Raw genomic sequence first — 19,282 nt, forward strand, 5'->3', positions numbered from 1 at the left:
AACGGGAGCCCTGGTGGACTCCCGTAAACTTGAAACTAGTAAAGCAGACGAGCGCGAATAGTGCCTGGAATCGCCTTCATAGATTTCAGTGCAGCTTCAGCAACATCTTCTTCAGCATCCACATCAATAACTACATAACCCATTTGCGGAGTGGTTTGCAGGTACTGAGCGGCAATGTTGATGCCTTGCTCGGCAAAAATCTGGTTCAGCGCGGTCAAAATGCCCGGACGGTTTTCATGAATGTGCAGCAAACGGCTGGTGCTTCCACCGTGTAGTGGCAGGGAAACCTCTGGGAAGTTAACCGCAGACAACGTTGAACCGTTATCAGAGTATTTTGCCAGCTTGCCAGCGACTTCAAGACCGATGTTTTCCTGCGCTTCCTGGGTAGAGCCGCCGATGTGCGGAGTCAGGATCACGTTATCAAACTCACACAGTGGTGACGTAAACGGGTCACTGTTAGTCGCAGGCTCAGTTGGGAACACATCGATTGCCGCGCCAGACAGATGCTTACGTGCTAAAGCATCACACAGGGCAGGAATATCTACTACAGTGCCACGTGCGTCATTGATGAGCAGCGCGCCCGGCTTCATTAGTGCCAGTTCATTGGCGCCAATCATATTTTTAGTGGAAGCATTTTCAGGCACATGCAGGCTGACTACGTCGCTCATATTGAGCAAATCGGACAAGTGCTGCACCTGAGTGGCATTGCCTAGCGGCAGTTTGTTTTCGATATCGTAGAAGAAAACGTTCATGCCAAGCGCTTCAGCCAAAATACCCAACTGAGTCCCGATATGGCCGTAACCAATGATGCCGAGTTTCTTGCCGCGCGCTTCATAAGAACCCACAGCCACTTTATTCCACACACCACGATGTGCTTTAGCATTAGCTTCTGGCACACCACGAATCAGCAGCAACAGTTGGCCAATAACCAGTTCAGCAACAGAACGCGTGTTGGAGAACGGGGCATTAAACACTGGCACGCCGCGTTTAGCCGCAGCATTAAGGTCAACCTGGTTAGTACCGATGCAGAAACAGCCCACAGCCACCAGCTTTTCAGCTGCAGCCAGAACATCTTCAGTTAAGTTAGTGCGGGAACGCAGACCAATGAAATGCGCATCACGGATCGACTCTTTAAGGGCTTCGCTGTCCAGCGCGCCTTTGTGGTATTCAATGTTGGTATAGCCTGCTGCGCGAAGGTTATCCACGGCTTTCTGGTGTACGCCTTCCACCAGCAGGAATTTAATCTTGTCTTTATCCAGTGATACTTTTGCCATTTCCCGACCCTATTTTTAGAACTGATGTTGTGCTGTGTGATAAGACACCCTTCTGCCAAAATATCAAAAAATACGGGCGGGGCAATATAAACGATTGCGCACTCATCTGGTCAAAAAAGGAATAAGCCATAACCGGCAGCAGAAAATGCTAAGTAGAAGAGAGAACCAGGAATGAAAAGTAGACAGTTGTTAATAATGTGACATATGTCACCAAATTTGGCGTTAGATTATTTTGTCATTTTTTATTCGGGTATGGGGCGCTTGTCACGCCCCAACCAGATCATTTCACAATGGTTTTCACGCCATCGGCAGTACCAATCAACGCAACATCCGCGCCACGGTTAGCAAACAGGCCGACAGTCACGACACCAGGTATGCCGTTAATCGCATTTTCCAATGCAATTGGCTCGGCAATGCTCAGGCCATAAACATCAAGAATAATGTTGCCGTTATCGGTCACCACGCCCTGGCGGTATTCAGGGCGACCGCCCAGTTTGACCAGTTGGCGAGCCACACAGCTACGCGCCATTGGAATCACCTCAACCGGCAGCGGGAAGTTACCGAGGATACCCACCTGCTTAGACGCATCAGCGATACAGATAAACTTTTCCGCCACAGACGCGATGATTTTTTCGCGGGTAAGAGCGGCACCACCGCCTTTAATCATTTGCATCTGGCCATTGATCTCGTCTGCGCCATCAACGTAGATGCCCAGTGAGTCAACTTCGTTAAGATCGTAAACCGTGATACCAAGGCTTTTCAATTTGGCGGTAGAAGCGTCGGAGCTAGAAACAGCACCATCAATTTGATGCTTGATAGTCCCGAGAGCATCAATAAAGTGTGCGGCCGTTGAACCGGTACCCACACCAACGATCGTGCCTGGTTGCACGTATTGTAATGCTGCCCAGCCAACTGCTTTTTTCAGTTCATCCTGCGTCATGGTTTTTTGCCTGTGCTGTGAAAACTGACGCGCATTATAGAGCAAGCTTCAAAAAAATGTCCTGCGATTGCCGTAATACTCAGGCGAACTTTGCGGTTTTGGTCTGGATCAGCGGCAAATTTATGTCATAGTGCTGGGATAACAAAAACAGGAGTTAGCTAACAACAATGAAACGCCCGGACTATAGAACACTACAGGCGCTGGATGCAGTCATTCGTGAACGTGGATTTGAGCGCGCGGCACAAAAGCTCTGCATTACTCAATCCGCCGTTTCACAGCGTATCAAGCAACTGGAAAATATGTTCGGCCAACCATTGTTAGTGCGCACCGTGCCACCTCGTCCAACCGAGCAAGGACAAAAGCTATTGGCGTTATTGCGCCAGGTGGAATTGCTTGAAGAAGAGTGGTTGGGCGATGAACAAACCGGTTCCACACCACTCCTGCTGTCACTTGCGGTCAACGCCGACAGTCTGGCAACCTGGCTGCTGCCAGCGCTCGCTCCTGTTCTTGCAGACTCCCCTATCCGCCTGAATCTTCAGGTTGAAGATGAAACCCGAACGCAAGAACGCCTGCGTCGTGGTGAAGTAGTCGGTGCGGTGTCCATTCAGCCACAGCCGCTGCCAAGCTGCCTGGTCGACAGACTGGGCGCGTTAGATTATCTGTTTGTCGGTTCGAAAGATTTTGCCGCTCGCTATTTCCCGAACGGCGTCACGCGTTCTGCCCTGCTAAAAGCCCCTGCTGTCGCGTTTGACCATCTCGACGATATGCACCAGGCGTTCTTGCAGCAAAACTTCGATTTGTCACCTGGCAGCGTGCCGTGCCATATCGTTAACTCGTCGGAAGCCTTCGTACAGCTGGCGCGCCAGGGCACCACATGCTGCATGATTCCGCATCTGCAAATTGAAAGAGAGATTAACAGCGGCGAGCTGATTGACCTGACGCCGGGCCTGATGCAGCGTCGAATGTTGTACTGGCACCGCTTCGCGCCTGAAAGCCGCATGATGCGCAATGTCACCGATGCACTTCTCGAGTACGGGCATAAAGTTCTACGACAGGACGCAGAATAGAAGAAGGCCGCTAATATTTAGCGGCCTTCTTGTTTTGTCGGGTGACGCTAACGCTTATCCGACCTACATTTTTGCAGTTTTGTAGGGTGGATAAGCGCAAACGGCATCTACCATTTATTGTGCTGGCTGCTCGCTCTTAGCGCGTTCCAGCTCAAATACCACATCAACCTGATCATCAAACTGAATAGTTTGCTGATCGTAGGTATCCTGGGCCGATACTGGTGGAGCGGCGTCAGCTTTCATCATCCGCACCATCGGTGCTGGCTGGTAGTTAGAGACGTGGTAACGCACGCTATAAACTGGGCCCAACTTGCTGCTAAAGCCTTCGGCCAGCAGTTTTGCCTGGCGAACGGCATCGTCGATAGCGGCTTTACGCGCTTTGTCTTTGTATGCTTCCGGGTTCGCAACACCCAGAGAAACAGAACGAATTTCGTTAAGACCTGCTTTTAATGCGCCATCAAGCAACTCGTTCATTTTGTCGAGTTTACGCAGCGTGACATCCACCTGACGCACGGCAATGTAGCCTTTAAGCTGCGTTTTACCATCCTTCAGGTATTCATATTCTGGCTGAGTACGAAGATTGGCAGCATTGATGTCTTTCTTCTCGATGCCACTTTGCTGCAAGAATGTCAGGTATTGTGCAACACGATCGTCAGCCTGTTTTTTAGCTGATGCAGCATCTTTGGCTGACACATTGACTTCGATTGCGAGCTTAGCAATGTCAGGAACAGCATCCACGCTTGCGGTGCCGGATGTCACGACATGTGGGCCATTTGGCAACTCATCGGCCAACGCCGGAACCGAACCTAATCCCACTAAAGCGGCTAATGCCAGGGTTTTAAACTTCACTGTAATTCCTCCATGCTACATTCCACTGTCATTACGCCCGCAAAATACACGGACGTCTGGCAGCAAGCTTAGCCTGGAATAGTCAGTTGTCTATCAGATAAAGGCTAATTAGCCTATCAGGGTAGTGATATGGCGTATGCCATCTGCCGCCAGTTGTAAGGCAATAACCCACATCACCACGCCAACCACGCCATTAATAATGCGCTGAGCTTTCGCGGTACGCAGACGCGGTGCCAGCCATGCCGCCAGCAGTGCCAGGCCGTAAAACCACAGGATGGACGCACTCACGGTACCTAATGCAAACCAGCGTTTCGGTTCATCAGCCAGTTGCCCGCCGAGACTCCCCAGCACAACAAAAGTGTCCAGATAAACATGCGGATTAAGCCAGGTCACCGCCAGCACGGTGGCAATAATTTTCCAGCGCCCTTGCTTCATAACCTCAGCTGACGCCAGCTCAACGCTGCTACTCATCGCGGTACGCAATGCGCCCCAGCCATACCAAATGAGGAATGCCACACCGCCCCATGTGACGATAGCCAGCAGCCATGGCGACTGCATCAGCAGCGCGCTACCGCCAAATATCCCACCGCAAATCAGCAGTACATCGCTAATTGCACAGAGGGAGGCAATCATCAGATGATACTGGCGGCGAATGCCCTGGTTCATCACAAACGCATTTTGTGGTCCCAGCGGCAGGATTAACGCAGCACCCAATGTAAGACCTTGAAAAAAATAAGATAACACGATGATTCACTCTTTAATGTTCAGCAATTAAAGAGGAGTGTAATGGGGAAAAATTATTAGAGGAAATGGATAATTTTAATGGTTTATAAGTATTACTAATGAAAAATGGGCCAGCCTGAACTGGCCCCAGAAAATCACTGTTACGCAGCCTCTTTCACGCGTTTGAAATTCACATCCATTTGCGGATAAGGGAAGCTGATTCCCTGTGCATCAAACTCGCGTTTAACGCGTTCCAGCACATCCCAATAGACGTTTTGCAGGTCACCGCTGTTGCTCCAGGCACGCACCACAAAGTTAATGGCTGACGGCCCAAGCTCATTAAGACGCACGGTGATTTCGCGGTCTTTCAGCACGCGCTCATCGCTGTTGATGATATCTGTCAGGATTTGCTTCACCTGGTCGATATCCGAATCGTACGCCACGCCGATGATAAATTCGTTGCGGCGCACCGGTTCGCGGGAGAAGTTAATAATATTGCCGGCGATGATTTTGCCGTTTGGCACCACAACGATTTTGCCGTCCACAGTGCGCAAAGTGGTGGAGAAAATCTGCACGTTCAGCACGGTTCCGGCGATACCGCCGAGATCGACATATTCACCCGCGCGGAATGGACGGAAAGTCACCAGCAACACGCCTGCCGCCAGGTTAGAAAGCGAACCTTGTAACGCCAGACCAATGGCTAAACCTGCGGCACCGAGTACCGCGATAACGGAAGCAGTCTGCACGCCAACGCGCCCGAGCGCAGCAATTAACGTAAATGCGATGATGCCGTAACGCACCAGAGCGGAAAGGAAATCAGCTACCGTCGCATCAATACCACGCGCCAACATCACACGGTTAATCGTATTGGAAACCACGCGAGCCACGATCATCCCGACGATGATTATCGCAATCGCCGCCACAATGTTGACCGCATAGCTCAGCAGTAACGCCTGGTTGCGTACCAGCCAGCCTCCAGCATTATTAATACTGTCTACTACGTTGAGATCTTCCATTCACGGTTCCTTGTCATTACTGAAATTTGCGCCTGAAAGGCACAACAGAGACTTTAAAGGGTAAACAAAACAAGCGAATGTGCCAAGTTAGTCACAAATTTGGCCGAAAAAAACCCGCACGAGGCGGGTTCAGGAGAGTGAATAAATGCAGCGAGGTATCAGATCGAGTGCGTAAAGGTGCGAGAAATCACATCCTGTTGCTGTTCTCGCGTCAGAGCATTAAAACGCACCGCATAGCCGGAAACGCGGATGGTCAGCGTCGGGTAGTTTTCCGGATGCTCAACGGCATCAAGCAGCATTTCCCTGTTCATGACGTTTACATTCAGATGCTGGCCGCCTTCAGTTCGCACATCGTGATGGAAATAACCATCCAGCAATCCTACCAGGTTTAACTGGCGCACGGCGTCATCACGCCCTAATGCCGCAGGAACAATCGAGAAGGTGTAAGAGATACCATCTTTGGCGTAACTGAACGGCAGTTTGGCGACCGACGTTAATGAAGCCACAGCACCTTTCCGATCCCGCCCGTGCATTGGGTTCGCACCTGGTGCAAATGGCATTCCGGCACGGCGACCATCTGGCGTGTTACCCGTTTTTTGCCCATACACCACGTTCGAGGTGATCGTCAGGATCGACTGAGTCGGCACCGCGTTACGATAAGTTGGCAGCGCCTGGATCTTCTTCATAAAGCGCTCAACCAGATCGCAGGCAATGACATCAACACGATCGTCATTATTGCCGTATTGCGGGTACTCGCCTTCAATAACGAAATCAACCGCCAGCCCGTTCTGATCGCGCACCGGTTTCACCGTCGCGTATTTGATTGCGGAAAGCGAATCCACCGCCACCGAGAGCCCGGCAATACCACATGCCATTGTGCGATAAACATCCCGGTCGTGCAGCGCCATCAGCGAGGCTTCGTAGCTGTATTTATCATGCATATAGTGGATGAGATTAAGCGCCGTGATGTATTGCGCCGCCAGCCAATCCATAAAGTGGTCGAGGCTGCTCATCACCGTTTCATAATCCAGAACATCGTCCAACAACATTGGCATTTTTGGGCCGACCTGGATTTTCAGTTTTTCGTCCATCCCGCCGTTGATGCAATACAGCAAAGTTTTGGCGAGGTTGGCGCGTGCACCAAAAAACTGCATCTGTTTGCCGATAACCATCGGGCTGACGCAGCAGGCAATCGCGTAGTCGTCACTCTCGAAATCGCAACGCATCAGGTCGTCGTTTTCATATTGTAGCGATGACGTTTCGATGGAAACTTTAGCTGCATACACTTTGAATGGTTTCGGCAGCGCTTCCGACCACAGAATCGTCAGGTTCGGCTCCGGCGCAGGCCCCATGGTGTACAGCGTGTTCAGGTAGCGATAGGCATTTTTGGTAACCAGTGTTCGCCCATCCAGTCCCATTCCACCGATGACTTCTGTCGCCCAGATTGGGTCGCCGGAAAACAGCGAGTCGAACTCTGGCGTACGCAAGAAGCGCACCATACGGATCTTCATAATGAAATGATCGACCAGCTCTTGAGCCTGCAGCTCAGTCAGCAATCCCGATTTCAGATCGCGTTCAATATAAATATCGATAAACGTGGTGGTGCGGCCCAGTGACATCGCTCCACCATTTTGCGATTTCACCGCAGCCAGATAAGCAAAATAGAGCCATTGCAGCGCTTCTTGTGCATTGTTGGCAGGGCGTGAAATATCAAAGCCATAGTTCGCCGCCATCTCCTGGATTTGTAACAGTGCGCGGCGGTGTTCAGACAACTCTTCGCGCAGGCGTATCACGGCCTCCAGGTTTTCACCGCGCTCAAGCTGGCCCTGTAGATCGGCAAACTGCAATTCACGCTCGCGTACCAGATACGCAATCCCGTAAAGCGCCACACGGCGGTAATCACCGATGATACGTCCGCGCCCGTAACCGTCCGGTAAGCCGGTCAACACTCCCGATTTACGGCAACGCAGGATATCCGGTGAATAAACGTCAAATACGCCCTGGTTATGGGTTTTACGCAGTGAGGTGAACTGGTATTCGAAGTCTGCATCCATTTCACGACCATAAGCTTCGAATGAGCTTTTGATCATATTGATGCCGCCATACGGATGGAGGGCACGCTTCAGCGGTTTATCGGTTTGCAAACCAACAATTTTTTCACGCTCTTTGAGAATATAGCCCGGTGCATGGGCGGTAATCGTGGTGGCAATATTGGTATCGAAATCCACCGGGGCATGGGTGGCATTTTCGATACGAATACCGTCCATGACCTTTTCCCACAGCGCCGTGGTTGCAGGAGTGGCTCCCGCTAAAAATGATTCATCGCCTTCATACGGGGTGTAGTTATGCTGGATAAAGTCCCGCACATTAATACTTCTTTTCCATTCATCGCCCGAGAATTGCTGCCAGGCATGGGAATAATTATCGCTGGTAATATTAATATCGACTTTCATTACTTCATTCCTTTAAAGCATATTATTAATTCAGGCATATTCTGCGAGGCGGCTTTCTTGACCTAATTGCAGGGCATCAAGCGCAATCATTTTCTCTTCGTTAGTCGGAATAACAGCGCAAATAATTGCTGAACTATCGCTGGAAATAATTCGTTGTCCGATTCGGTTAGGCTGGTTATTTCTTTCAGTATCCAGTTCAATCCCAAATACCCGTAACCGTTCTGAAACCAGTCGGCGAATAAGAATGGAGTTTTCACCAATGCCACCGGTAAAAATAACGCCATTAAAACTTTCTAATGCCGCGGCATGCGCGCCAATGGTTCGGGCGATTCGATGAACAAAGGTTTTAATCGCCAATTGCGCCTGTTCATTGCCTTCGTGCCAGGCTTTTTCCAGGGTGCGTAAATCAGATGACAAACCTGAAAGACCTAATAACCCGGACTCTTTATTGGCGACCTGTTCCATGTCATCCAGCGATTGCCCGGTCTGGCGGGCAAGCCAGGCCATAGCGCCGAAATCCACATCGCCGCAGCGCGTGCCCATAATCAGCCCTTCGAGCGGCGTCATGCCCATCGACGTATCAACGCTTTCGCCATTCTGCACCGCGCAAACCGAAGCGCCATTTCCTAAGTGAGCAATCACCAACCCCGATTTTGCTGACTCCAGGCCGGGTAGTTCGCTCGCCTGCTGGGAAACGTAACGATGTGAAGTGCCATGGAACCCATAGCGGCGCACACCGTACTCTTCAAAGTAACGATATGGCAGGCCGTACAAATAAGCTTCGGGCTTTAGCGTCTGATGGAAACTAGTATCGAATACCGCGACTTGAGGAATGCCAGGGAAACGAAGCCGTGCAGATTCCACGCCGTGTAAATTGGCATAATTGTGCAGCGGTGCCAAAGTTGAAACCTGGCGAATTTTTTCTATAACGTCATCGGTAATTAATACCGACTCGCTAAATAAAGAACCACCGTGAGCAATACGGTGGCCAACAAAGGCCACACTATCAATTAAATGACGTTTCTCAAGTTCAGCAGATATTGCCGCAAGTGCCTCTTCATAATTCTGGTGAGCCAGAATAACTGGCTCTCCATCATTTACCGTTAAAAATGCACGCTCGGTATTAATACCTTCGCAAATTCCAGATAAAAGCACGTCGCAAGTTTCTGCATCTAACACTGAAAACTTAACCGAAGAAGAACCACAGTTAATCGTCAACACTACCGGGTATTCATTCATTTTTAAATTCCACTCGTCCTGAGTAAGTAATTAGATAAGCTTGTAGACAATATTTAGAATGGTCAGCAAACCAATTACTGTGACAAAAATGTTTTCGGTTCTGCCTTTATATTTCGCCAGCGCAGGGGTTTTGCGAATGGCATACATTGGCAGCAGGCAAAGAAGAGAGGCAATTATCGGCGCACCCATAGCTTCAATCAAATCGAGGATGTTCGGGTTGGCATAAGCCACAACCCAGGTCGACCCCATAATAAAGACCATACTGATGAGATTGAGTTTGCCCCCGGAGACTTTGGTTTTATCGCCCTTAAAGCCAAACTTAAGAACCAGACCATTAAGCCCTTCGAGTGTGCCGAGATAGTGGCCGAAGAAGGATTTGAAGATAGCGACCAGGGCAATAATAGACGCACCATACTCAAGCGTAGTGGCGAAGGTAGACTTCGAACCTGACATCGATGAGAAGTGGTTTGCCAGATAAGAAAGCACCGGAATGTTTTGCGCTTTTGCTTCGGCCATATTTTGCGGTGAAAGCGTGAATAAGCAGCTGAAGGCGAAGAACATTACAACAGCCACCATCAACATGCTGGCACGGGAGATAATTTTCGAGCATTTGTCTTCGGTGTACTGCCTGCCGAAGTCCTTCTCATACTCTTCGCGTTTGGAAACCACAAACGAAGAGACAATCGGTGAGAAGTTAAAGGAGAAAACCATGATGGAAATACCGAGCCATACGGTCACAAGAATGCCGTCACTGCCGGTAAACGAAATATCGCTGAGACTCACCTGATCGATAACCGCAGAGTTCCAGTAAGGGATCAGCGAGACGGAAATCAGGATTAGGCAGGCAATGAACGGGAACACCAGATAGCTCATGACTTTGACCATCAGGTCTTTGCCAAAATAGATAACAAAAGCCATCAACAGCAGCAGGAACAGCGCCACCACACCGCGGTTTAGCGGCATGAGTTGCAGCTGGTTTTCCCAGAAAGTCATAAAGGTGTTGGTAATCGTAACGCCGTAAATCCACAGCAACGGGCAAATGGCAAAGAAGTACAGGAAGGTAATGACCACACCACCTGTCTTACCAAAATGCTCTTCTACCGTTTCGGTAATATTTCCAGAAGGGTTGCTGCCCGACAGACACAGGCGTGCTAATGCGCGGTGGCAATAAAATGCAATGGGATAAGCCAGGAATAGCATGATCAATATTGGAATTAAACCGCCGTAGCCTGCACGGATCGGGAAGAATAAAACCCCGGCACCGATTGCGGTGCCAAATAAGCCTAATGTCCAGGTGGTGTCAGATTTGCGCCATTGCGATACAGCTTTTTGGCCAATAAGGGTTGCATCAGTATTACTCATAATAGAGTTCCTTTAATAATTCAATATCCGTTATATTTCGGGTTACACATTTATTATCCTGAGTGCAACCCGAATTAGTTGGCTATATCAAATATCTGCTGATCCTGTGATTTGCGAAACACGCGAGAGATCGATGTTTCCGCCGGAGATAATGCTTACTGTTTTACGGCCTTTAATATAATGATCCAACTTGCCACTCAATAAAGCTGCAGTGGCCAGTGCGCCAGCGCCTTCAGTAACAACTTTATTGCGTTGGATTAGCGCCACCATACTGTTGCGAATTTCATCTTCACTGACTAATACAATATCGGTAACTAATTTCTTCACGATTTCATAAGTTATTCTGCCAGGACGGGAAACATCACAACCATCGGCTAATGTCCCTGAAGTACGGTGTGCCATCAGCTCACCTTTATAAAACGATGCGGCCATACCATGCACATTTTCAGCCTGCACACCGATAATATTAATTGTCGGGTTGATTGATTTAATCGCCAACGCAATACCTGCGATTAATCCACCACCGCCAATCGGCACGATAACGTTATCTACATCATATAAATCTTCAAGAATCTCGAGGCCGATGGTGCCTTGCCCGGCAATAACATGTTCATCATCGTACGGCGGTATGAAGATACGCCCTTCCATCTCAACAATTTCGCTAACCTTAGCGATGGTGTCGTTGAAGTTATCACCGTGCATCACTACCTGTGCTGAGTAATCGGTAGTTGCTGCCACTTTAGATTTCGGTGCACCGTTAGGCATCACCACCTTGCCATTGATTCCCAGAATAGCGCAGGAAAGTGAAACCCCTTGCGCGTGGTTGCCAGCAGAGCAAGCCACTACCCCTTTTTTTCTCTCTTCTTCAGTTAAGGAGCTAAGTTTATTAAAAGCACCACGTATTTTAAATGAACCTGTACGCTGCATATTTTCAAATTTCAAAAATATCTCGCCCTTGCAGCATTCGCTGAGATAATTAGAACGGGGCATCCCTGTTTTATATATATATCCAGCGAGTCTTTTCTTCGCTTCAAGAACATCAATAATAGTAACAGGAAGTTCATAGTCGATATGCATGTTGACCTCAACATTAAAAAGCTAAAACAATACCGGAGGTGACGGATTATTAGATCAATCACCTTGAATGAGTTATATGTTTATCAATTAATTGAATTAGGCTAAGCAACTTCAGTTAATTTATTAAATTGAAATTGGCTACGCAATGAATGTTTTTTGGCAAGCTCAACTAATGTGGCAGCAGATCTATTAATTCGATAATTTTTAGACCAAACGGCTGCATAACGTGCGACAGGTAATTTATCTTCAACCGGAATTTTAATAAATTGATTTGACCCAAATGGAGAAATCATATCGCGTGGAATAACAGTGAGGAAACCAGCATTGAGTACCAGATTATAAATTGTGACTACTGAGTCCGTTTTTACGATGTTCTCGCTTTTAATATTGTTCTTTTTCAGTGTTGTCAAAAGCTCGCTGTAATATCCCATTTCCGTTTGTGGCAAAACCCATTGCTCATGGCTTAATGCGCTAAGCGTGGTTGTCCCTTTCACTACCCGCGTTCGGTCGGCAACCAAAACAAATTCTGACTCGAACAAGGGTTCAATGTGCAAATCTTGAAGCAGCATTTCGTCGCTCAATGAGCCAATCGCAAAGTCCAGGCGACCATCGCGGATAGCGGGCAAGAAAGAGGAAAGCTGGGCTTCGAACATTGAAACCTGTGCCTGTGGGAAAAGCTGTTTAAACTCTTTCATCATGCCAGGCAAAAAAGTAAAACCGATAAGCGACGGGTAGCCAAACGACACATCCACAACGCTATTGCCTACCATACGATTCATTTCACTACACATATTACGTAATTCACGGGTGATGGTTTCTGCGTGAGTCAGCAATACTTTCCCTGCTTCAGTTAATTTAACGCCGGTATTTTTTCTAATAATAAGCTCTAGGCCGAAATAGCTTTCCATCTCACTTATAATTTTACTGACGGCAGGTTGGGTCAGGCTCAATTGCTTGGCCGCAGAACCAAATGATCCACTCCTCACCACTTCCTGAAAAACAAGCAGGTGTTGTGTCTTAGGTAAGGTATTATTGTCCATGTGAATCTGCGCCTATTAACGTTCCATGCAGCAGATCATATCGAATTATGTATGAGTTGTAGTGTGCAGTGACTCACAATTACCAGAGCGTTAATCGTACGCAAAGCAAACAAACGTATTTAATTCTTTAAAATCAACACGTTGAACATTCACCATTTGCCTTTTACATGACTAAGGTCAACCTTAGCTGGAGTAATAAAATAAAGTTATGGTGATAATAAAATCGTATCTGTACAAATAACTCCCACTTTTATAGTTACTTATAATAAAAATAAAATAATCTCATAAAGTTGCTGAAATAAATAACGCTCAGAAAGATCTCGCATCAGAAAATAGTGTTTCTATTATCAGTTTATTTCAAATCAAAATGCTGGTTATTTAAGCTAAGGCTGAAAATAAAATTTTCTTTAGGGTACAAAAAAGCCCGCACGAGGCGGGCCAGATTCAAGCGTTTAGCGCTTCAAATTACAGAACGTCTACTGCGTTCAGTTCTTTGAAAGCTTGCTCCAGACGGGTGATCATAGAAGTCTGTGCAGAACGCAGCCATACGCGCGGATCGTAGTATTTCTTGTTCGGCTGGTCTTCGCCTTTCGGGTTGCCCAACTGACCTTGCAGATACGCTTCGTTAGCTTTGTAGTAGCTCAGGATACCTTCCCAAGTTGCCCACTGGGTATCGGTATCGATGTTCATTTTGATAACACCGTAGCTCACGGAATCTTTGATTTCTTGAGCAGTAGAACCGGAACCGCCGTGGAATACGAAGTTCAGGGAGTTGTGCGGCAGGTTGTGTTTCTTAGAAACATAATCCTGAGAATCGCGCAGGATAGTCGGGGTCAGAACCACGTTACCTGGTTTGTAAACACCGTGCACGTTACCGAAAGAAGCAGCGATGGTGAAACGTGGGCTGATTTTGCTCAGTTCGGTATAAGCGTAATCAACGTCTTCTGGCTGAGTGTACAGAGCAGAAGCGTCCATATGGCTGTTATCTACGCCATCTTCTTCGCCGCCGGTGCAACCCAGTTCAATTTCCAGAGTCATGCCCATTTTAGACATACGCTCCAGGTATTTAGAGCTGATCGCGATGTTTTCTTCCAGAGACTCTTCAGACAGGTCGATCATGTGAGAAGAGAACAGTGGTTTGCCAGTTGCTGCAAAGTGTTTTTCACCCGCGTCTAACAGGCCATCGATCCACGGCAGCAATTTCTTAGCGCAGTGGTCAGTGTGCAGGATTACTGGCACGCCGTAATGTTCAGCCATCTGGTGTACGTGATGTGCGCCAGAGATAGCACCCAGGATTGCAGCGCCCTGAGGAACGTCAGTTTTCACGCCTTTACCAGCGATGAATGCAGCACCACCGTTAGAGAACTGAACGATAACTGGAGCTTTAACTTTCGCAGCAGTTTCCAGAACGGCGTTGATAGAGTCGGTGCCTACGCAGTTAACTGCTGGCAGAGCAAAGTTGTTCTCTTTTGCTACCTGGAAAACTTTCTGTACGTCATCACCGGTGATAACACCTGGTTTTACGAAATCAAAAATCTTAGACATGTTTGTCGTCCTGTATCGTCGCATTTAGAAAAAACGTTTGTGCCGCCGCATACTTTACAGTGGCATAAAATCAACGGGCAGGTTAAACCTGCCCGGAATCATTACTTCTTAGCGCGCTCTTCGAGCATCGCTACTGCTGGCAGGACTTTGCCTTCCACGAATTCGAGGAATGCGCCGCCACCAGTGGAGATGTAGGAGATCTTGTCAGCAATACCGAACAGGTCGATTGCTGCCAGAGTGTCGCCGCCGCCTGCGATAGAGAATGCTTCGCTATCTGCGATTGCATTAGCAACGATTTCAGTCCCTTTACGGAAGTTCGGGAATTCGAACACGCCAACCGGGCCGTTCCACAGAATGGTTTTTGCATTCTTCAGGATTTCAGCCAGTTGCTGCGCAGATGCATCACCGATATCCAGGATCTGCTCGTCAGATTTCACGTCGTTTACAGATTTCAGAGTTGCAGTAGCAGTCTCAGAGAACTCAGTTGCAACGCGAACGTCTGCAGGTACTGGGATATCACAGATAGTCAGCAGGCGTTTAGCTTCGTCAACCAGGTCTGCTTCGTACAGAGATTTACCTACATTGTGGCCTTGAGCAGCAACGAAGGTGTTCGCGATGCCACCACCAACAATCAGCTGGTCAGCGATTTTGGACAGGGAATCAAGAACAGTCAGTTTGGTAGAAACTTTAGAACCGCCAACGATAGCAACCATTGGACGAGCTGGTTCTTTCAGTGCTTTACCCAGTGCGCTCAGCTCTTCAGCCAGCAGCGGGCCTGCACAAGCGATGTCTGCAAATTTGCCAACGCCGTGAGTAGAAGCCTGTGCACGGTGAGCAGTACCGAAAGCGTCCATTACGAATACGTCACACAGTGCAGCGTATTTTTTAGACAGAGTTTCGTCGTCTTTCTTTTCGCCTTTGTTGAAGCGAACGTTTTCCAGAACAACCAGCTCACCTTCAGCAACTTCAACGCCGTCGAGGTAATCTTTAGCCAAACGAACCGGGGAAGACAATTTGTCTTTCAGGTAGTTAACAACCGGCAGCAGAGAGAATTCTTCGTTGTACTCGCCTTCAGTCGGACGACCCAGGTGAGAAGTTACCATCACTTTAGCGCCTTGCTTCAGGGCCAGTTCGATAGTTGGCAGTGATGCACGGATACGTGCGTCAGATGTCACTTTCCCTTCTTTAACTGGTACGTTCAAATCTGCACGGATCAGAACGCGCTTACCAGCCAGATCCAGATCGGTCATCTTAATTACAGACATGGTGAATCCTCTCGTTGATTCTTAAAGTTTTGCGAACGCATATGCGCTCTACCTGAAACCACTTGCGGCCATGACTAACGTCGTGTCGAGCATTCGGTTAGCAAAGCCCCATTCATTATCACACCAGACTAGAGTTTTAATCAGATGTTGCCCACTGACCCGGGTTTGTGTGCCATCAATAATGGCACTATGCGGATCATGGTTAAAATCAGTCGAGACCAACGGTAATTCCGTATAGTCAACTATACCATGAAATGAATCTCGTGCTGCTTTTTGCAGCAACTTGTTGACTTCATTGGCTTTAACTGCATTTTTCACCGTCACGCTTAAATCTATCGCCGTGACGTTGATGGTAGGAACTCGCACCGCGATCGCTTCAAAACGATCGTTAAATTTCGGGAAAATACGTGCGATACCAGCAGCAAGACGCGTATCAACTGGAATAATAGACTGGCTGGCAGCACGGGTGCGGCGCAAGTCTGGATGATAGGCGTCAATAACTTGTTGATCATGCATGGCCGAATGAATGGTGGTGACTGTGCCCCACTCAATACCGTAAGCATCATCAAGGAGTTTGATTATTGGAATGATGCAGTTTGTGGTGCAAGAGGCATTTGAAACAATGCGATGCTCAGCAACCACACTTTCATGATTCACACCGTAAACAACGGTGGCGTCGAGATCGTTACCGCCTGGATGAGAGAAGAGGACTTTTTTAGCACCGGCTGCCAGATGAGCTTCACCGTCTGCACGGGAGCCAAACACACCGGTACAATCGAGCACCACATCAACGCCCAGTTCACGCCACGGCAAATTAGCAATTTCCGGTTCGTGCAAAATACGGATGGCGTCGTCGCCTACCCATAACTGGTCGCGCTCCTGACGGACGTCCCAGGCGAAGCGGCCATGGCTGGTGTCATACTTCAACAGATGCGCCATACCCGCAGCATCAGCCAGTTCATTGATTGCTACGACGGTAATTTCCGCACGGCGACCGGATTCGTACAAAGCACGTACCACGTTGCGCCCAATGCGACCGAAGCCATTAATTGCTATGCGTACGGTCATATCTCTCCTGCCAGAATCCCTGAGACTAAGTGGCTGACAGAGTAATCCAGCAATCGTCTGAGGGGAATCCTCGCACTATTGAAACTGCATTTGTTTGCTTAATTGTCGAACATTTAGTCGACTGAAACGCTTCAGCTATGGTAAGCGAAACAGGGAATAAATGGAACGTTACCCCAGGACAGGCAACTAATCTTCTGACACAGGTCACATTTTCGATGGAATAACTGCAACGAATTAAAGGCTAAGGACGAATAGTAGCCAGCGTAAACAAGCAACCACTCATACTCACAGGCTTTAGAGCATGATCGGATTAAAAGATGAAGGACAAACGCCACCACCGAGCAGCGTTTGTCCTTTATGCACTGAATATATGCACTCAATTAAAATTCGATTCGAGCACCCAAGTTATAGCGACGCCCTTCGACCAGCCCGTAATCACCCCATTGGGTGATGCGTTGTGGATCGGCATCAAACATGTTGTAAATCCCTGCCATCAACTGCGTGTGCTTGTTCAACTGATAACGCGCGCCGAGATCAACCATCGTCCAGGCTTCGTAGTCAATATGATCGCCAGTATCGCGGTTGCTGCTGCGATAATTCGCTTTGCTCCACAAATCCAACGCTTCGGTAGCCGACCAGGTCAGCGACACGTTTGCCATATGGCTCGGGTAGTCATTCAACGCGTAGCCTTTATTTACGCCTGTTTTCTGCTCGCTGTGGTTATAGGTGTAGTTTGCGTTAGCTTTTACCGTTTCAGTCATCTGCCAGTCCGCATTAAGCTCAACACCATAGACATCGGCTTTGCCGACGTTAAAGTATTTGCTGATGGAGTCTGCTTTATAGCCGTTCATCTGGCACTGGTTAGTCGCCGTCGTTTCGCAAATCGTCTCTTCGGAGATTTTATCTTTGAATTGGGTATAGAAAACCGTGCCGTCTAACGCCAGCCTCTCTCCTGCCCAGTACAGGCCGAGTTCGGAGTTGACGCTTTTCTCTGGTTTCAGGTCATCGTTACCTACGGTCAAATACGGGTACGGCGGTAATGAGCCACGTGGCGTAACAAAATCAGCGGAGGTTTCGCGCAGCTCAGGTTTTTTATAGCCTGCGGATACACCGCCTTTCAGAGCCCAGGCATCCGTAATCGCCCAGTTGCCATAAAGTTTTGGCGTGATGTGTGTACCGAAATAGTTGTCGCGATCCATACGTGCGGATGTGGTCAGCGTAAAGTCGCCAATTTGCCAACCATCTTCAGCGAACAGCGCCCAACCATTGCGACTGATTTTGGTCACCGGTTCAACGCCAGGCGCTTCTTTACTGGAAACAGCGAACTGGTCGTTAAGTTCTTCACGCGTGAAGTTAGCCCCAACGGTGAGTTTGTGATTATCGAATGTGAAAGTCGTCTGGCTGTTGGCAACGTAGTTTTCGGTCTCAATGTACTGTGGAGCATCGCCATCCAGGCTGTATTTTGAGCGCCCTTTCTCGTAGTTGATGTAGTTTTTTGTCGCGATAGTGCCTTCAGCGTACCAACCACTATGGCTTAGCGTCACCGCATCACGATCAAACTTCCACATCCACGGTGCATTATCGCGGTTTTTCTTTTGCTCGCCGGAGACAACGTTCAGATCAAATAAGTTTGTTTCATTGGCCGCAAGGCCTACGGTCATATCAATTGATTTACGATCGTTCTTGCTGAAGTAATTATTGCGCTCGTCGTCGCGACGATTAAGCCAGTCGGCGGCGACGCTAATACCCAGCACGTCGGGCACAATAGGCCCCATGGCGAACAAATTCATCTGGTTGGTATTACCGAATGAACTGTCTTCCTGAAGGAAAGTATTGGCCGCCAATGCTCCGGTCCAGTCCTGCACGCCGTAAGGTTTTTTGGTGATAACGTTAACCACACCACCGATCGCATCGGAGCCATACAACGATGACATGGGCCCACGAATCACTTCAATTCGTTCGATAGCTTCCATCGGTGGCAGGAAATTAACTTCAGCACCAATATCTTGCCCATAAGGGCGCGACTCACCGGTATTTTGTTTGACGCTGTTGACCATAAACGCGGTATAGCTTGAGTCCATACCCCGCATCATAATACTGCCGGTCGCCATATCACTCGAACCACTACCGATATTAACGCCTGGTAAATCCTGAATAGCTTCGGCAACATTTCTGTTTGGTTTTTCATCGAGCTGTTTTCGGTCAATAACGGAAATGGTGGCTGGGGCATCTTTTTTCTGCTGAGAAAAACCCGACGCAGTCACCACCATTTGATCTTCATTTTCGTTAAGAGAAGCGTTATTTCCCTCGGCTAACACTGTAAGCATTGAGCCTCCAGCCAGCACCGCTATTCCTGCCACTGTG

General features: G+C 48.5%; 15 protein-coding genes. 1 reads left to right on the top strand and 14 read right to left on the bottom strand.

Features of this window, described 5'->3' with window-relative positions; all coding sequences use genetic code 11:
• Positions 1 to 35: 35 nt before the first annotated feature.
• Both serA and rpiA read right to left on the bottom strand, forming a co-directional pair.
• Positions 36 to 1,274, bottom strand: coding sequence for a phosphoglycerate dehydrogenase (gene serA, locus LVQ76_RS05585; RefSeq protein ID WP_232864552.1), 1,239 nt, complete (start codon positions 1,272 to 1,274; stop codon positions 36 to 38).
• 280 nt (positions 1,275 to 1,554) lie between these two features.
• Positions 1,555 to 2,214, bottom strand: coding sequence for a ribose-5-phosphate isomerase RpiA (gene rpiA, locus LVQ76_RS05590; protein WP_232864553.1), 660 nt, complete (start codon positions 2,212 to 2,214; stop codon positions 1,555 to 1,557).
• A gap of 167 nt (positions 2,215 to 2,381) precedes the next feature.
• Between rpiA and argP the strand changes: the two genes are divergently transcribed.
• The gene (gene argP / locus LVQ76_RS05595; protein ID WP_064513636.1) at positions 2,382 to 3,281 is read left to right on the top strand and encodes a DNA-binding transcriptional regulator ArgP; all 900 of its coding nucleotides are present in this window, start codon (positions 2,382 to 2,384) and stop codon (positions 3,279 to 3,281) included.
• Between the two features lie 114 nt (positions 3,282 to 3,395).
• On the opposite strand, the gene LVQ76_RS05600 is transcribed toward argP, so the two are convergent.
• From LVQ76_RS05600 to LVQ76_RS05655, 12 genes are all read right to left on the bottom strand, one after another.
• On the bottom strand, positions 3,396 to 4,130 hold the full coding sequence (locus tag LVQ76_RS05600; RefSeq protein WP_151993177.1) for an oxidative stress defense protein: 735 nt from the start codon (positions 4,128 to 4,130) through the stop codon (positions 3,396 to 3,398).
• A 108-nt stretch (positions 4,131 to 4,238) separates the two neighbouring features.
• A complete protein-coding gene (argO, locus tag LVQ76_RS05605; protein ID WP_232921189.1) occupies positions 4,239 to 4,874 on the bottom strand; it encodes an arginine exporter ArgO in 636 nt (211 codons plus the stop codon).
• 140 nt (positions 4,875 to 5,014) lie between these two features.
• Complete coding sequence (gene mscS, locus LVQ76_RS05610; protein WP_151993175.1) at positions 5,015 to 5,869, bottom strand: small-conductance mechanosensitive channel MscS; 855 nt, start codon at positions 5,867 to 5,869, stop codon at positions 5,015 to 5,017.
• 158 nt (positions 5,870 to 6,027) lie between these two features.
• Positions 6,028 to 8,322: a formate C-acetyltransferase gene (gene pflB / locus LVQ76_RS05615; RefSeq protein ID WP_232921190.1), complete on the bottom strand. Its 2,295-nt coding sequence runs from the start codon at positions 8,320 to 8,322 to the stop codon at positions 6,028 to 6,030.
• A 30-nt stretch (positions 8,323 to 8,352) separates the two neighbouring features.
• Complete coding sequence (gene tdcD / locus LVQ76_RS05620; protein WP_232921191.1) at positions 8,353 to 9,561, bottom strand: propionate kinase; 1,209 nt, start codon at positions 9,559 to 9,561, stop codon at positions 8,353 to 8,355.
• Positions 9,562 to 9,591: 30 nt separating this feature from the next.
• The gene (gene tdcC, locus LVQ76_RS05625) at positions 9,592 to 10,923 is read right to left on the bottom strand and encodes a threonine/serine transporter TdcC (RefSeq protein ID WP_151993172.1); all 1,332 of its coding nucleotides are present in this window, start codon (positions 10,921 to 10,923) and stop codon (positions 9,592 to 9,594) included.
• A gap of 87 nt (positions 10,924 to 11,010) precedes the next feature.
• Complete coding sequence (tdcB, locus tag LVQ76_RS05630) at positions 11,011 to 12,000, bottom strand: bifunctional threonine ammonia-lyase/L-serine ammonia-lyase TdcB (RefSeq protein WP_064513651.1); 990 nt, start codon at positions 11,998 to 12,000, stop codon at positions 11,011 to 11,013.
• A gap of 101 nt (positions 12,001 to 12,101) precedes the next feature.
• Positions 12,102 to 13,040, bottom strand: a complete 939-nt coding sequence (gene tdcA, locus LVQ76_RS05635) for a transcriptional regulator TdcA (protein WP_232921192.1) — start codon at positions 13,038 to 13,040, stop codon at positions 12,102 to 12,104.
• A 465-nt stretch (positions 13,041 to 13,505) separates the two neighbouring features.
• A complete protein-coding gene (gene fbaA / locus LVQ76_RS05640) occupies positions 13,506 to 14,585 on the bottom strand; it encodes a class II fructose-bisphosphate aldolase (protein WP_064513655.1) in 1,080 nt (359 codons plus the stop codon).
• A 101-nt stretch (positions 14,586 to 14,686) separates the two neighbouring features.
• On the bottom strand, positions 14,687 to 15,850 hold the full coding sequence (gene pgk / locus LVQ76_RS05645) for a phosphoglycerate kinase (RefSeq protein WP_154150633.1): 1,164 nt from the start codon (positions 15,848 to 15,850) through the stop codon (positions 14,687 to 14,689).
• A 48-nt stretch (positions 15,851 to 15,898) separates the two neighbouring features.
• The gene (gene epd / locus LVQ76_RS05650; RefSeq protein WP_232921193.1) at positions 15,899 to 16,918 is read right to left on the bottom strand and encodes an erythrose-4-phosphate dehydrogenase; all 1,020 of its coding nucleotides are present in this window, start codon (positions 16,916 to 16,918) and stop codon (positions 15,899 to 15,901) included.
• 380 nt (positions 16,919 to 17,298) lie between these two features.
• Positions 17,299 to 19,245 carry a TonB-dependent receptor domain-containing protein gene (locus tag LVQ76_RS05655; protein WP_370640070.1) on the bottom strand — a complete coding sequence of 649 codons (1,947 nt, stop codon included), beginning with the start codon at positions 19,243 to 19,245 and terminating at the stop codon, positions 17,299 to 17,301.
• Between the last annotated feature and the right edge of the window lie 37 nt (positions 19,246 to 19,282).

The sequence above is a fragment of the Buttiauxella cochleicola genome, from assembly GCF_021283185.1.
Classification (GTDB): domain Bacteria; phylum Pseudomonadota; class Gammaproteobacteria; order Enterobacterales; family Enterobacteriaceae; genus Buttiauxella; species Buttiauxella massiliensis.